The sequence below is a fragment of the Cellulosimicrobium sp. SL-1 genome, assembly GCF_011033075.1.
GTDB lineage: Bacteria > Actinomycetota > Actinomycetes > Actinomycetales > Cellulomonadaceae > Cellulosimicrobium > Cellulosimicrobium funkei.
In genome coordinates, this window is sequence record NZ_JAACJC010000008.1 from 189,272 (window position 1) to 204,038 (window position 14,767).

The window sequence follows — 14,767 nt, forward strand, 5'->3', positions numbered from 1 at the left end:
GCCCCTCCCGTGGGTGCGGGGGACAGTCGTGGTCCCGTCGCGGATCGGCGGCTATTTCCCGCACTCACGGGGTGCGGCCTAGGCTCGACGGCGTGGCTCACCTTCTCGGCGCCGACGGCATCTCGCTGACCGTCGGCACCCGCACCCTGCTCGACGACGTCTCGCTCGGCCTCGACGACGGCGACCGCGTCGGCATCGTCGGCCCCAACGGGGCCGGCAAGACGACGCTCCTGCGCCTCCTCGCGGGCACGCAGCAGCCCGACGGCGGCCGTGTCACCCGCGTGGGCGGCCTGCGGGTGGGCCTGCTCGACCAGCGCGACGACGTCGGCACCGGCGCGACGATCCGCGACCTCGTGCACGGCGACGCCGCGACCCACGCCTGGGCGTCGGACGCGAGCATCCGCACCGTCCACGCGGGGCTGCTGGGCGACCTCGACCTCGACGCCCCGGCGGACACGCTGTCCGGCGGGCAGCGTCGCCGCGTCGCGCTCGCGGCCCTCCTCGTCGCCGACCACGACGTGCTGTTCCTCGACGAGCCCACGAACCACCTCGACGTCGAGGGCGTCGCGTGGCTCGCCGCGCACCTGGGCGACCGCTTCGCCCGCCCGGGCGCGAAGGGCGCCCTCGTGGTCGTCACGCACGACCGCTGGTTCCTCGACGCCGTGTGCTCGCGCATGTGGGAGGTGCGCGGCGACGGCTCGGGCCAGGTCGAGGGCTACGAGGGCGGGTACGCGGCGTACGTGCTCGCGCGCGCCGAGCGCCAGCGCACCGCGGCCGTCGCGGCGGAGAAGCGCGACAACCTGCTGCGCAAGGAGCTCGCGTGGCTCCGGCGGGGCGCGCCCGCGCGCACGTCCAAGCCCAAGTTCCGGCTCGACGCCGCCGCCGCGCTCATCGCCGACGTCCCGCCGCCGCGCGACACGCTCGAGCTCACGCGCACCGCGACGAAGCGCCTCGGCAAGGACGTGCTCGACCTCGAGGACGTGACGGTCGCGGTGCCGCGCCAGGACGGCCAGGGCGAGCGCGTGCTGCTCGACGACGTCACGTGGCGCCTGGGGCCCGGCGACCGGTACGGGGTCGTCGGGGTCAACGGTGCCGGCAAGACGACGCTCCTCGCGCTCCTCGCCGGGCGGCGCGAGCCCGACTCCGGGCGGGTCAAGCGCGGCAAGACCGTCCACGTCGCGGAGCTGTCGCAGGACGTCGGCGAGCTCGACGACATCGCCGGCGCGCGCGTGATCCAGGTGATCGAGGACGAGAAGCGCTCGGTCGTCGTCGACGGCAAGGAGCTCTCCGCGTCCCAGCTCGTCGAGCGGCTCGGCTTCACGCGCGAGCGGTCGCAGACGCTCGTGCGCGACCTCTCCGGCGGCGAGCGGCGGCGCCTGCAGCTCCTGCGCCTGCTCGTCGCCGAGCCCAACGTGCTCCTGCTCGACGAGCCGACGAACGACCTCGACACCGACACGCTCGCCGCGCTCGAGGACCTGCTCGACGGCTGGCCCGGCACGCTCATCGTCGTCTCGCACGACCGCTACCTGCTGGAGCGCGTCGCGGACCGCCAGGTCGCGCTGCTCGGCGACGGCCAGGTGCGCGACCTGCCGGGCGGCGTCGAGCAGTACCTCGAGCTGCGGCGCGCGGCGCTCGCGGGCGCGGGCGCGGCGTCGACCGGGTTCGCGCCCACGGGCGGCGCCGACGCGACACCGGACGCGGGGCCGGCCGTGGCGGCCCCGGGCCCGAGCGCGGCCGAGGTGCGGGCGGCGAAGAAGGAGATCAACCGCATCGAGCGGCGCCTGAGCAAGATCGCGGAGGCCGAGGGCCGGCTGCACGAGAAGATCGCGGCGAACGCGACCGACTTCGCGGCGGTCGCGGAGCTCGACGCCGAGCTGCGCACCCTCGCGGCGGAGAAGGACGAGCTCGAGGCGGCGTGGCTCGAGGCTGCCGAGGTCGCCGGGTGACGGCCGACCGGATGCGCGTCGCGGTGTCCGCGCGCGGCGTCGAGGTCGACGACGGGCAGGGCGGCGTCCTCGCGCCGTGGGCGGACGTGCGCCGCGTCACCGCGTTCGCGCTCGGTGCCCCGGGCGGCACCGCCCGGTACGTGTCGTTCGACCTCGTGAACGGGCACAGCGTCGAGGTGGACGACGCCGCCCCGGAGTGGGACGACGTGCTCGCCGCCCTGCCCGGGCGGGTCGAGCTCGCGGTCGACGACCCGCTCGTCGCGCTCGGCGCGCTCGCGCCGGGCGAGCGGCTCGTCCTCGCGGGGCCCGTGCGGACCCGCTGACCCCGCGGGGACCCGGGTCCGGACGCCCGGGGCGTGTCGCCGGGGCCCAGCCGGGCGCGGGTGTGCGGCTCAGCGCCGCAGGAAGCCCATGCGGTCGTCGGGGTCGACGCGCTCGAGGATGGCGCCCGCGATGGCGTCCAGCTGCTCGACCTGCTCGTCGGTGAGCGCGTCGATCACGTGGTCGCGCACCGTCCCGACGTGCCCGGGCGCGGTCGCGACGACCTTCTCCCAGCCGGCGTCGGTGAGGTGCGCGTTCGTCGCGCGGCGGTCCTCGGGGCACGGCACGCGCTCGACGAGACCACGCTTCTCGAGGCGTGCGACGACGTGGGAGAGCCGGGGGAGCGTGGCGTTGGTGGCGCCCGCGAGGTCGGTCATGCGCAGCGTGCGCCGCGGCGCCTCGGAGAGCATCGCGAGCACGTAGTACTCGAAGTGGCTGAGGTCGGCGTCGCGCCGGAGCTGGGAGTCGAGGACGCCCGGCAGCAGCTCCACGACCGCCACGAGCCGCTTCCACGCGTCGAGCTGCTGGTCGTCGAGCCAGCGGGGTTCCGTCGTCATCGTGCCTCCTCCGGTGCGGCGATCCGCATAGTTGACGGTACAACTTTAGCGGCGTACGGTGTTAGTTGTAGCAACAACTAATAGCCGACCGTCGGGCCGGCGGAGGAAGGGAAGCCACCATGAGCAGCATCACCATCATCGGCGCCGGGAACATGGGCTCGGCCATCGCCGGTCTCGCGCTCGCCGCGGGCAGCCAGGTGCAGGTCCTGACCCGTGAGGCCACCGAGGTCGACCCGCGCGTCACGGCGGGCACCGTCGGCGACGAGATCACCGGCGACGTCGTCGTGCTCGCGCTCCCGTACGGGGCGCTCGACGACGTCCTCGGCGCCTACGAGGGCCGCCTCGACGGCAAGGTCCTCGTCGACATCACCAACCCGCTCGACTTCGCGACGTTCGACTCCCTCGTCGTGCCCGACGGCTCGTCGGCCGCGGCGCAGATCCAGGAGCGCGTCCCGGGCGCGCGCGTCCTCAAGGCGTTCAACACGAACTTCGCGGCGACGCTCGCCACCGGCCAGGTCGGGCCGCTCGCGACGACGGTCCTCGTCGCGGGCGACGACGCGGACGCGAAGGCCGCCCTCGCGGGCGCCGTGTCCGGGGTCCGCGTCGTCGACGCCGGCTCGCTGAAGCGCGCGCACGAGCTCGAGGCTCTCGGTTTCCTGCAGCTCACGCTCGCGGCGGGGGAGAAGACCTCCTGGACGACGGGCTTCGCGCTCGCCGAGTGACCCAGCCCGCTCACGCACGACGGCGGCCGGCCACCCCTGGGGGGGGCCGGCCGCCGTCGTGCGTGGTGCGTCAGCCGCGCGCCTTCTCGACGGCCGCGCGGGCCGCCTCGTGCTCCGCCTTCTGGGCGTCCCGCAGGGCCTTCTCGAGCTCGCGCACCTTCTTCTGGGCCTCGCGCACGCGCCGCTCCGCGTCGCGCCGCCGGAGCGTCGCCTTCTTGACCCGCGCGTCCTTGACGTGCACCGCGACCTCGACGGGCGCGACGGCGTCGCGCGGGTCCGGCGCCGGTGCGGGTTCCGTGACCGTGGTGGGCTGCCGCCCGGGCGCGCGGCCCGCGCCGGGCGCCCCGGCGGCCCGCGCGTCGACGTAGACGGCGATCCCGTCGAGCACCCGCTCCAGGCCCCACGCGGTGTCGTCGATCTCGCCCTCGCCCGCGTACGTGCCGGCCTCGACGAGCGGGCGCAGGTAGGGGAACCGCACCTCGTCCACGAGCCCGCGCAGCGCGTCGGCCCACGCGCCGCCCTGGACCGCCTCGTCGCCCCCGGCCGCCGCGACGGCGCGCGCGAGGTCGGTCTGCAGCCGCGCCGCGTTCCGGGCGTACCCGCTGACGAGGAGGATGACGGACATCTTCTCCTCGTCGTCGAGCGGCGTGGACCGCAGCGCGCGCAGCCCGGCGTCCGCGCCGCGCAGGTTGTTCGGCGTGAGCGGCGCGCCGGTCACGGGGATGTCGAGGAACCACGGGTGCGACGCGAACACCGCCATCGTGAACTGCGCCCACTCGCGCAGCTCGGTGCGCCAGTCGGCGGGCTCGTGCGCGGGCGGGTACTCGACGTCGAGCGCGGCCTCCTGCATGAGGAGCAGCAGGTCGTCCTTGCTCGTGACGTACCGGTAGAGCGACATCGTCGTGAAGCCGAGGCTCTGCGCGACCTTCGCCATGGACACGGCCCCGAGCCCGTCGGCGTCGGCGAGCTCGATGGCCGCGTCGACGATCCGCTCGATGCTCAGCTCGCGCTTCGGCGCGCGCTCGGGGCGTTCGGCCACGCCCCACGCGAGCGCGAGCCGGGGCGGGAGGTCGGGTGCGTCCGTCATGGCTTCATCCTCCCCGACGGCGCCCGGACGTGGGTCGCAGCCCTGCCGAGCAGGCCCTCCCGGTGGCGCGAGCAGGTGGTCGTGGGGCGTCTTGTCGACCGGACGCACCAGGACCACCTGCTCGGCCGCGCGGGGGTGGGGGCGGGGGTGGGTGGGAGAGAGGGGCGGAGGGGGGTCAGCGGGCGGTCCGCCGGCGGTAGAGCAGGGAGCCGGCGGTGCAGCTCGCGACGAGGAAGCCGGCGAGCCACGCGACGGCCGTGAGGGCCGTCGACGCGTCGGGCGCGCCCGCGAGCAGCCCGCGGAACGTCTCGATGACCGGCGTGAACGGCTGGTTCTCGGCGAACCCGTGCAGCCACGACGGCATGGTGTCGATCTGGACGAACCCCGAGCTGAGGTAGGGCACGAACAGGAAGAGGAAGTTCACGGACTGCGACGCCTCGACGCTCAGCACGAGGCCGAGCGCCACGCTCAGCCACGTGAACGTCAGCACGGCGAGGACCGCGAACGCGACGAGCCCCGCCCAGTCGGCCGGCCCGGCGTCGGGCCGGAAGCCGAGCGCGAGCGCGACACCGACGACCACGACGGCGGACGCGAGGTTGCGCACGACGCTCGCCACGACGTGCCCCCACAGCGCGGACGGCCCGAAGATCGGCAGGGTCTTGAACCGGTCGATCGTGCCGGACGTCATGTCCTGCGCGACGCCGACCGCGGCCGTCGCGGAGCCGAACCCCAGGCACATCACGAGCACGCCGGGCACGACGTAGTCGATGTAGTCGTCCCCGCCGATCGCCCCGCCGAAGATGACGACGAAGACGAGCATGATCATCACCGGCAGCGCGAAGGCCGTGACGAGCCCGTCGACGCTGCGCAGCTGGCGGCGGGTCTCGCGGCCGACCATCGTGCGGACGTCGCGCGCCGCGGTGGCCGGGGTCTGCCGCGCGCGCGGCCGCGTGGTGCGGGACGGCCGGGGCAGCGTGGTCGTGGGTGCGGCGCTCATCGGGCGCCCTCCTTCCGGGTCAGGGCGAGGAACACGTCGTCGAGCGTGGGCCGCACGACGCTGACCCCCACGACCGCGAGCGCGTGGGCGTCGGCGGCCGCGAGCACGTCGCGGATGGTGCGGACGGGGTCGTCGCTCGGTGCGGTGAGCGAGAGGTCCTTCGCGTCGGCCGTGGGGCGGGCCAGGCCGATCGAGGGCGCGAGCCCGACGGCGGCGGCCAGGCTCTCCCGGTCGTCGAACGCCACGCGCACGTGGTCGCCCGCGACGAGCGCCTTGAGCTCGGCGGCCGTGCCCCGCGCCGCGACGCGGCCGTCGTGCAGGACGGCGATCGTGTCGGCCAGGCGGTCGGCCTCCTCCAGGTACTGGGTCGTCAGCAGGACGGTCGTCCCGTCGGCGGCGAGGCCCCGCACGACCTCCCAGAGCTGCGCGCGCGACGCCGGGTCGAGGCCCGTCGTCGGCTCGTCGAGCACGAGCACCGACGGGTCGGCCACGAGGCTGATCGCGAGGTCGAGGCGGCGGCGCATGCCGCCCGAGTAGGTCCCGACCCGCCGGTCCGCGGCGTCGGTGAGGTCGAAGCGCTCGAGCAGCGCGGCGGCGCGCGGGCGCACCGCCCGGCGGGGGAGGTGCGCGAGCTCGCCCATCATCACGAGGTTCTCGCGGCCCGTCTGGAACTCGTCCACCGACGCGTACTGGCCCGTGAGCGCGATGGTCTCGCGCACCCGGGCGGCGTCGTGCACGACGTCGGCGCCCGCGACGCGGGCCGTGCCGCGGTCGGGCCGGACGAGGGTCGTGAGGATGTTGACGGTCGTCGTCTTGCCCGCGCCGTTGGGCCCCAGCAGCGCGAAGATCTCGCCGCGGCGCACGGTCAGGTCGACGCCGCGCAGCACGGCGTGGTCGCCGTAGGACTTCTCCAACCCCTGCGCGGCGATCATCGGTCCGGTCATCGCCTTCTCCTTCTCCGTCGGCCGTTCGTATGCGGCGCACACTGTTTGTGTGCGCCGTAAACTGTGTGTACACCATAAACACCGGCGCGAGTGGGGGTCAAGGGTCGAGGAGGCGCTTCGGGGGAGAGGGGCCTCGCGCTCAGCCCGCGCGACGACGGGGAGCGCCGGTGAGGACCAGCCCGATCCCGGTCATCACCACGAGCGCACCCAGCGCGACGGCGACCGGCACCGTCCACGTCCCCGTCGCCGTCTGCAGCGCCCCGGCCGCGGTGGGCGCGACGGCGGCCAGGCAGTACCCGACGGACTGCACCGTCGCCGACGCCTGCCGGCCGCGCCGGACCGTCGGGTACCGCTGGGCGACGAGCGTGAAGATCACGACGAAGTTCGCCGCCTGGGCGACGCCCGCGGCGGACGCCCACACCGCCCAGAGCCCCGGCGCGACGAGCAGCCCCACGGGCAGCGTCAGCCACAGCACCGCGATCCCGACGAACGTCTGCCGCAGGCTGAGGCGGCGCGCGGCGAGCGGCACCGCGAGACCGCCGACGATCGCGAAGCCCTGGAACAGCGACGCCGCGCCGCCCGACGCCGAGCGCGGGATGCCCGCGAGGTCCTCGAGGATCAGCGGCAGCCACGCCGTGAGCGCGTAGAAGCTCGACGACTGGAGCGCGAACATCGCGCACAGCCACCACGTGAACGGCGTCGCGAGCACGTGGCGCTCGCGGGCCGTCGTCGGGTCGGTGCCCGTGACGCCCTCCGCCGCAGCCGCCGCCAGCGCGTCCGCCTCGGCCGCATCCCCGGCCGCCCCGGCCTTCGTCTCCGATGCCGCCGGGCCGGGCACGGTCTCCGCCGACACGCCCCGGGGCTCGCGCGCCTCGCGCGGCACCGCGCGCAGCCACCACACGAGCGCGACGACCGCGAGCACCGACCACGACGCGAGCGCCCAGCGCCAGCCGACGGCGTCCGCGAGCGGGGCGGTGAGCGCCGTCGTCGCGACGGTCCCGACGTTGATCGCCGCCGTGTACAGGCCCGTCACCGTCGCGACGTGGCCGGGGAAGTCGCGCTGGGCGATCATCGGCACCGCGAGGTTCGCCGTCGTGATGCCGAGCCCGAGGAGCACCGTGCCCGCGAACGTCCCGGCCGCGCCGAGCGCCGCGAGGTCCGCCGAGCGCAGGACCGTCCCCGCGACGATCAGCGCGAGCGCGACGGCGATCGCCGTCCGCAGCGACGACCGCCCGAGCAGGCCCGCGACGGCGGGCGTCGCGAGCGCGAAGCACAGCACCGGGATGCCGGTGAGCAGGCCCGCCGCGGCGGCGGTGAGGTCGAGGTCGGCCGCGACGTCCGCGACGACGGGCGGGAGCGCCGTGAGCGGTGCCCGCAGGTTGACGGCCACGAGCAGCACGGCGACCAGCAGGACCCCGTCGATCCCGCCGCGGAACGTGCTCGGGCGGGGCGGCCGTGACGACGGCATCGGGCGGGGACCTCCGGGTGCGGGCGCGTGCGGCGACGCCCGCCCGGTCGTCCGGGCCGTCGGTCAGTCGTCGAACTGTCCTCCGACTGTACGCAGGAGCGCCGCGAGCGCAGGTCGCTCGCCCGGCTCGAGCGCGTCGAGGATGCGGGCCTCGACGGCGAGGAGGTCGGTCATCGCCGTGTCCACGCGCTCCAGGCCCTCGGGCGTGAGCTCGACGAGCACGCCGCGCCGGTCGTCGGGCGAGCGGCGGCGCACGACCAGCCCGCGCTCCTCGAGCCGGTCGATGCGGTTCGTCATGGTCCCGCTCGTCACGAGCGTCTGGGTGACGAGCGCCCCGGGGGAGAGGCGGTACGGCTCGCCGGCGCGGCGCAGCGCGGACAGGACGTCGAACTCCCACGTCTCCAGGTGCCCGCGCGCGAACGCCGTGCGCCGCGCCCGGTCCAGGTGCCGGGCGAGCCGGTCGACCCGGGAGAACACGGTGAGCGGCTCGACGTCGAGGTCCGGCCGCTCGCGCTGCCACGCCGCGACGATGCGGTCGACCTCGTCCTCGTGCTGCTGGTCCATGACGCGAGGGTACTCGACGTGTCTCGACGTCAAGACTCTTGACGGCTCGCCGGTCGTCGCGGCGCGTCGCAAGACCCGCCGCCGCGAGGTAGAGCCCTGGCCCCGCGAGGTAGAGGCGCGGTTCGTCGAGGTAGAGCCGTGGTCCCGCGAGGTAGAGCCGTGGTCCCGCGAGGTAGAGCCGCTGTCCGCCGAGGTAGAGGCGTGGTCGCGCGGGCCGTGCCTGGGCGCGCACCTACCAGGGCGACACGAGCACGGGGTGGGGCGACCCACCGTCGTCGACCACCGGACCTGGCCTCGACCTCGCCGAACCCGGGCTCCACCTCGCCGAACCGAGGCTCTACCTCGGCGGACCAGGCCTCTACCTCGACGAACCGCGCCTCTACCTCGGCGGGCGGGGCGGCCCCCCGTCAGGACGTGCGCAGGGCGTCCGTGAGCTTGACGCGGGCGCCGGTGCGCAGGACGGCGTTGGAGTAGATCTTCGCCGCGAGCCACACGAGGAGGGGGATGACCGCCACGGAGAGGCCCAGCGCGACGAGGGCCTCCCACGTCTCGGCGCTGCCGAGCGCGATGCGGACCGGCATGAGCAGCGGCGAGCACAGCGGCACGTACGACAGCCAGACGACGAGCGGGTTGTCCGGCGCCCACGGCGCGACGGAGACGCCCACGATGTACGGCACGATCATGAGGAACGTGACGGGCGTGGTGACCGCGCCGACGTCCTCCTGGCGCGACACCAGCGCGCCGAGGCCGGCCATGAGCAGCGCGTAGCTGACGAAGCCGACGACGAACCACACGAGCGCCCAGGCGGCGGCGGTCCCGAGGTCGATCGTCGAGGTGTCGACGAGGCCGAGGCCGAGCGCGGTCCCGACGCCCGCGAGCACGACGAGCGCGACCTGCCCCAGCCCGACGAGGCCGATGCCGAGGACCTTGCCGGCCATGAGCTGCCACGGGCGCACGGTCGAGAGCAGGAGCTCGACGACGCGGCTCGTCTTCTCCTCGACGACGCCCTGCGCGATGAGCTGGCCGCTGATCATGATGGCCATGAAGAGCAGGATGCCGGTGACCAGGCCGGTGACGTAGCGCGCCGGGTCGAACTCGCTCGGCTCGCCGATGGTGCGCACGTCCGGCGCGGCGGTCGCGACGTCGCCCGCGACCTGGGCGGGGTCGCCCCCGAGGCTCGCGACGGCGTCGGACAGCGCGGTCTGCTGGGCGAGCGTGGTGAAGACGGCCGTGAGGCCCGACGACAGCTCGGTGTCGACGACGACCGTGGGGGAGCCGACGCTCCCGGTGACCAGGGCGTCGAGGTCGCCGTCGCGCACCTGGGCCTCGCCCGCGGCGTCGTCCGCGACGTCGACGGTCTCGACGTCGGTCCCGAGCGTGCTCCCCGTGGTCTCGATCGTCTCGGCGAGCGCCGCGGTCTGCGGCGTGACCCCCACACGCTCGGCGCTCGGTCCCGACCCGTTCGCGAGGTTGAGCACGACCCCGCCGAGCACGACGGCGCCGACGAGGATCACGGTCAGCCACACGAACGACTTGGAGCGCAGCCGCGTCATGATCTCGCGGCCCGCGACGAGGCGGATCGCGCCCCAGGACGTCAACGAGGTCCCCGTGCTCATGCCCCCACCTCCACGGTCTCGGCGGCCGTCGCGGCCGGCTTCTCCTCGGCGCTCACGACGTCGCGGTACAGCTCGGTGAGCGACGGCCGGACGAGCGCGAACTCGTGCACGGGCCCGGCGGCGAGCGCCGCGCGCAGCACGGCCTGCTCGCGCCCTCCGGTCTCGTCGCCGGTCGACCCACCCGGCACGAGCTCGACGACGGTGCGCGACCCCTCCAGGCTGACGGCCCGCGCGTCGGGCACGGCGCCGATCCACGTGGCGCCGGGCGGGCCGTCCACGACCCAGCGCTCCTGCTCGGTGCGACGGAGCTCGTCGATCGTGCCGACCTCCACCATCGCGCCGTCCTTGATGATGCCGACGCGGTCGCACAGCCGTTCCACGAGGTCGAGCTGGTGCGACGAGAACACGACGGGCACGCCTGCCTGGGCGCGGTCGCGCAGGACTCCGCTCATGACGTCGACGGCGACGGGGTCGAGCCCGCTGAACGGCTCGTCGAGCACGAGCAGCTCGGGGTCGTGGGTGAGCGCGGCGGCGAGCTGGACGCGCTGCTGGTTGCCGAGCGAGAGCTTCTGCACCTCGTCGCCGCGGCGCGCCTCGACGCCGAGCGTCGTGGTCCAGCGCTCCATCGCGTCCTTCGCCGCCGCGGCGGACAGCCCGTGCAGCCGGGCGAGGTAGACGAGCTGCTCGCCGACCTTCATGCGCGGGTAGAGGCCGCGCTCCTCCGGCATGTAGCCGATGCGGCGGCGGGCGGCCAGGTCGAGGGGCCGGCCCTCCCACCGGACCTCGCCGCCGTCGGCGGCGAGGACGCCGAGGACGATGCGCATCGTCGTCGTCTTGCCGGCGCCGTTGGAGCCGACGAAGCCGAAGATCTCCCCGGCGCGGACGTCGAACGACGTGCCGCGCAGGGCGCGCACGTCGCCGTAGGACTTGGTCAGCGAGTCGATCTCGAGTGTCGCCATGCGCTCCACACAACCACGCGCGAACGCGCGCGGCACGGGACAGATGTCACGTCCTGGCCGTGCGGGAGCAGGGGGTGTGCCCCTGCCGACGTCGGGCCCGCCGGTCAGCCGAGGTGCTCGTCGCGCACCGTGGGCAGCGTCCGGGCGGCCCGCACGGCGAGGCGCAGCATCGTCCCGGTCGCCTCGTCGACGGCTGCGGCGTCGTCGCGCCGGACGGCGTCGAGCGAGACCCAGAGCAGCTCGCGGGCGAGCGCGGCGTCCTGCTCGTCGAGCCGACCGGACACCGACTCGACGGCGCTCATCGCGACGAGCACGCGCATCACGGCCGACGTCGGGGGCGCGACGCGCACGCGCCGGATCTCCACGGCCCGGCGCAGCGCGCGACGCTCGACCCGCGTGAGGCGCGGGCCCGTCACGTGCAGGAGCACGACGGTGAGGAGCGCGGCCACGAGGCCGAGGACGGCGGCGAGGAGCAGGGTCTCGGGCGTCGCGAGGTTCCGCCCGGCGACCAGCGCGGCGAGCGCGGTGGTCACGCCTGCGACGAGACCGACCCGCACCACGTCGACCGACGCGCGCCACTCGGCGTGCCGACGCACCCGGTCGAGCTCGTAGGGCGTGAGGCCCGGGACGAGCACGTCGGTGCGCTGGACGACGCGCGCGGGCGCGCCCGGGACGTCGCCCTGCAGACACCGTGCGGTCGTCCAGGTCACGTACCCCCAGACCGTGGGACGGATCTCGTCCCGTGAGTCGCCGTACCCCTGGTCGGCCGACCGGTCGTGCCCGTGCATCCGCTGCCCCGCTTCGTCGTTCTGCTCTGCCGCCAGAGAGACGGGCTGACCCCGCTGTCATGACGCGGGTTCGGGGAGCGGATCTGCGTCAGGACCTCGTGGTGATGAGGTGCGGCCGCTTCTCCATGTCCGCGAGGCCGTTCCAGGCGAGGTTGACGAGGTGCGCCGCGACCTCCGTCTTCTTGGGGGAGCGCGCGTCGAGCCAGTACTGACCGGTGAGGGCGACCATGCCGACGAGCATCTGCGCGTAGATGGGCGCGACCTTCGGGTCGAGGCCGCGCGTGCGGAACTGGTGCGCCAGGAGGTGCTCGACCTGCGTCGCGACGTCGCCGATGAGGCTCGAGAAGGTGCCCGTGGCCTGCGCGACGGGGGAGTCGCGCACGAGGATCCGGAAGCCGTCCTCCGACGCCTCGATGTAGGACAGGAGGGCGAGCGCGGTGCGCTCCAGCAGCACCTTCGGGTGACCGCCCTCGTCGAGCGCGCCCGACAGCGCCGCGGTGAGCGCCTGCACCTCGCGGTCCACGACGACCGCGTAGATGCCCTCCTTGCCGCCGAAGTGCTCGTACACGACGGGCTTGGACACCTCGGCCCGCGCGGCGATCTCCTCGACGCTCGTCCCCTCGAACCCCTTCTCGGCGAACAGCCTGCGGCTGACGGCGAGCAGCTGCTCGCGCCGCTGGCTCGCGGTCATGCGGGATCGGGGGGTGCGCCTGGAGTCTGCCACGGGTCCATCATGCCGTGCGGGCGGTCGCCGCAGCCGGAGGGTCCGCGCCCGCCGGCGCGGGCGTCGTCGGGCGGGCGCGCGCGGGTGTGGTGCGGGCCACGCCCCGCGTCCGGTGCGGATGGGGCGAGACGGGCACGCGCGGCGTCGGGCACGGGGACCGACCTGGCAGACTGTTCCCGGACCCGGCCCGCCCGCCGCGGCCCGGGTCGAACCGGGGGCGCGGCGACGGGCAGGTGACGCTCACGTGCCGAGCACGTGAGAGCACGGCGTCGCCGGGTCCGGTCCGCCTTGGTGTAATCGGCAGCACAAGGGTTTTTGGTGCCCTTGGTCCAGGTTCGAGTCCTGGGGGCGGAGCTCGTGCCACCGATCCCGAGGGGAACACCCATGGAAGCTCAGCAGGGCACCGACACCACCGTCGCCCCCGCTGCCGTGATCGTCCTCGCCGCAGGCGAGGGCACGCGGATGAAGTCGTCCACCCCCAAGATGCTGCACACGCTCGCGGGCCGCAGCCTGCTCGGGCACGTGCTCGTCGCGGCGCGCTCGCTCGACCCGGCCCTGCTCGCCGTCGTCGTGCGGCACGAGCGCGACCGCGTCGCCGAGCACGCGGTGTCGGTCGACCCGGACGCGGTCGTCGTGGACCAGGACGAGATCCCGGGGACGGGCCGCGCCGTGCAGTGCGCGCTCGTCGCGCTCGACGCGAAGGCGCACGCGCAGGCGCTCGTCCACGGCGTGCCCGACGGCGAGGAGGGGCGCGGCGTCGGCGACGGCCTCGAGGGCCCCGTGGTCGTCACCGCGGGCGACACCCCGCTGCTCGACGGCGGCACCCTCGCCCAGCTCCTCGCGGCGCACGTCGCCGACGGCAACGCCGTGACGATGCTGACGACGCAGCTCGACGACGCGACGGGCTACGGCCGCGTCGTGCGCGACGACACGACCGGCGACGTCCTGCGCATCGTCGAGCACAAGGACGCGTCGGCCGACGAGCTCGCGATCCGCGAGATCAACGCGTCGGTCTACGTCTTCGACGCCGCCGTCCTGCGACGCGGGCTCGGCACGCTCGGCCGCGACAACGCGCAGGGCGAGGTCTACCTGACGGACGTCGTCGCCGCGGCGCGCGCCGAGGGCGGCGTCGTGCGGGCGCTCGTCTCGGACGACCCGACGGTCGTCGAGGGCGTCAACGACCGCGTGCAGCTCGCGACGCTGCGCGCCGAGCTCAACCGCCGGATCCTCGAGGACTGGATGCGCGCGGGCGTGACGGTCGTCGACCCGGCCACGACGTGGGTCGACGTCGACGTCGAGCTCGCGCGCGACGTGACGCTGCTCCCGGGGACGCAGCTCCACGGCGCGACGGTCGTCGCCGAGGGCGCGACGGTCGGCCCGGACACCACGCTCACCGACACCGAGGTCGGCGCCGGTGCGACCGTGACCCGCACGCACGGCTCGCTCGCGGTCCTGGGCGCGGGGACGTCCGTCGGACCGTTCGCGTACCTGCGGCCCGGCACCGTGCTCGGTGCGCAGGGCAAGATCGGCACGTTCGTCGAGACGAAGAACGCGGAGATCGGCGAGGGGTCGAAGATCCCGCACCTGTCCTACGTCGGCGACGCGACCATCGGCGACCACACGAACATCGGCGCCGCGTCGGTCACGGTCAACTACGACGGCGTGCACAAGCACCGCACCGTCATCGGCTCGCACGCCCGCACCGGCGCGGACAACATGTTCGTCGCGCCCGTGAGCGTCGGCGACGGCGCGTACACCGCCGCCGGGTCCGTCATCCGCCGCGACGTGCCCGCGGGCGCGCTCGGCGTGAGCGGGGGCCAGCAGCGCAACATCGAGGGCTGGGTCGAGCGGCGTCGCGCCGGCACGCCCGCCGCCGAGGCCGCGGCCGCCGCGCGCGCCGCGGACCCGGAGGCGCCCCCGCTCGGCGCACAGGCGCAGGCCCAGCTCGCGGACCAGAGCGCCGCCGCGACGGCCGACCGCCCCACCCCGCCGCCGCCCGCGCCCGAGCTCGAGCACACGCTCGAGGCGCTGCGTGGCGGTCGTCCCGCCACCACGACAGACTGACCGCGACCGG

14 protein-coding genes and 1 tRNA gene are annotated in these 14,767 nt (G+C 75.1%); 5 read left to right on the plus strand and 10 right to left on the minus strand.

From position 1 onward, the window contains the following. Positions 1-92: 92 nt before the first annotated feature. Both GWJ10_RS14070 and GWJ10_RS14075 read left to right on the plus strand, forming a co-directional pair. A complete protein-coding gene (locus GWJ10_RS14070; RefSeq protein WP_061268710.1) occupies positions 93-1,946 on the plus strand; it encodes an ABC-F family ATP-binding cassette domain-containing protein in 1,854 nt (617 codons plus the stop codon). Continuing rightward, on the plus strand, positions 1,943-2,269 hold the full coding sequence (locus GWJ10_RS14075) for a hypothetical protein (RefSeq protein ID WP_034654213.1): 327 nt from the start codon (positions 1,943-1,945) through the stop codon (positions 2,267-2,269). Before GWJ10_RS14070 ends, GWJ10_RS14075 begins: the two co-directional genes overlap by 4 nt. 69 nt (positions 2,270-2,338) lie before the next feature. Here the strand turns inward: GWJ10_RS14075 and GWJ10_RS14080 are convergent, their stop codons facing one another. Further along, positions 2,339-2,824, minus strand: coding sequence for a MarR family transcriptional regulator (locus GWJ10_RS14080; protein WP_021483746.1), 486 nt, complete (start codon positions 2,822-2,824; stop codon positions 2,339-2,341). A gap of 119 nt (positions 2,825-2,943) precedes the next feature. On the opposite strand from GWJ10_RS14080, the gene GWJ10_RS14085 reads away from it, so the two are divergent. Further along, entirely contained in the window at positions 2,944-3,546 is a 603-nt protein-coding gene (locus GWJ10_RS14085) for an NAD(P)-binding domain-containing protein (RefSeq protein WP_076406275.1), read from the plus strand. A 70-nt stretch (positions 3,547-3,616) separates the two neighbouring features. Here GWJ10_RS14085 and GWJ10_RS14090 read toward each other — a convergent pair whose 3' ends face one another. From GWJ10_RS14090 to GWJ10_RS14130, 9 genes are all read right to left on the minus strand, one after another. Then, the gene (locus GWJ10_RS14090; protein ID WP_163188130.1) at positions 3,617-4,633 is read right to left on the minus strand and encodes a TetR/AcrR family transcriptional regulator; all 1,017 of its coding nucleotides are present in this window, start codon (positions 4,631-4,633) and stop codon (positions 3,617-3,619) included. A gap of 175 nt (positions 4,634-4,808) precedes the next feature. Further along, on the minus strand, positions 4,809-5,630 hold the full coding sequence (locus GWJ10_RS14095) for an ABC transporter permease (protein ID WP_206158410.1): 822 nt from the start codon (positions 5,628-5,630) through the stop codon (positions 4,809-4,811). Then, the gene (locus GWJ10_RS14100) at positions 5,627-6,574 is read right to left on the minus strand and encodes an ATP-binding cassette domain-containing protein (RefSeq protein WP_061268702.1); all 948 of its coding nucleotides are present in this window, start codon (positions 6,572-6,574) and stop codon (positions 5,627-5,629) included. The genes GWJ10_RS14095 and GWJ10_RS14100 overlap by 4 nt, the downstream gene beginning before the upstream one ends. A gap of 139 nt (positions 6,575-6,713) precedes the next feature. Next, positions 6,714-8,042 (minus strand): MFS transporter, encoded by a 1,329-nt coding sequence (locus GWJ10_RS14105; protein WP_163188132.1) that lies wholly within the window; start codon positions 8,040-8,042, stop codon positions 6,714-6,716. Positions 8,043-8,105: 63 nt separating this feature from the next. Continuing rightward, the gene (locus tag GWJ10_RS14110; RefSeq protein ID WP_021482856.1) at positions 8,106-8,606 is read right to left on the minus strand and encodes a MarR family transcriptional regulator; all 501 of its coding nucleotides are present in this window, start codon (positions 8,604-8,606) and stop codon (positions 8,106-8,108) included. Positions 8,607-9,013: 407 nt separating this feature from the next. Further along, entirely contained in the window at positions 9,014-10,222 is a 1,209-nt protein-coding gene (locus GWJ10_RS14115; protein ID WP_163188134.1) for an ABC transporter permease, read from the minus strand. Further along, positions 10,219-11,181, minus strand: a complete 963-nt coding sequence (locus GWJ10_RS14120; protein ID WP_163188136.1) for an ATP-binding cassette domain-containing protein — start codon at positions 11,179-11,181, stop codon at positions 10,219-10,221. Before GWJ10_RS14120 ends, GWJ10_RS14115 begins: the two co-directional genes overlap by 4 nt. A gap of 104 nt (positions 11,182-11,285) precedes the next feature. Further along, positions 11,286-11,891 (minus strand): hypothetical protein, encoded by a 606-nt coding sequence (locus GWJ10_RS14125; protein WP_163188138.1) that lies wholly within the window; start codon positions 11,889-11,891, stop codon positions 11,286-11,288. A 166-nt stretch (positions 11,892-12,057) separates the two neighbouring features. Then, on the minus strand, positions 12,058-12,660 hold the full coding sequence (locus GWJ10_RS14130; protein ID WP_163188222.1) for a TetR/AcrR family transcriptional regulator: 603 nt from the start codon (positions 12,658-12,660) through the stop codon (positions 12,058-12,060). Positions 12,661-12,975: 315 nt separating this feature from the next. Between GWJ10_RS14130 and GWJ10_RS14135 the strand changes: the two genes are divergently transcribed. Then, positions 12,976-13,047, plus strand: a tRNA-Gln gene (locus GWJ10_RS14135). Positions 13,048-13,077: 30 nt separating this feature from the next. Next, positions 13,078-14,757 carry a bifunctional UDP-N-acetylglucosamine diphosphorylase/glucosamine-1-phosphate N-acetyltransferase GlmU gene (gene glmU / locus GWJ10_RS14140; RefSeq protein ID WP_163188140.1) on the plus strand — a complete coding sequence of 560 codons (1,680 nt, stop codon included), beginning with the start codon at positions 13,078-13,080 and terminating at the stop codon, positions 14,755-14,757. The last annotated feature ends 10 nt before the right edge of the window (positions 14,758-14,767 follow it).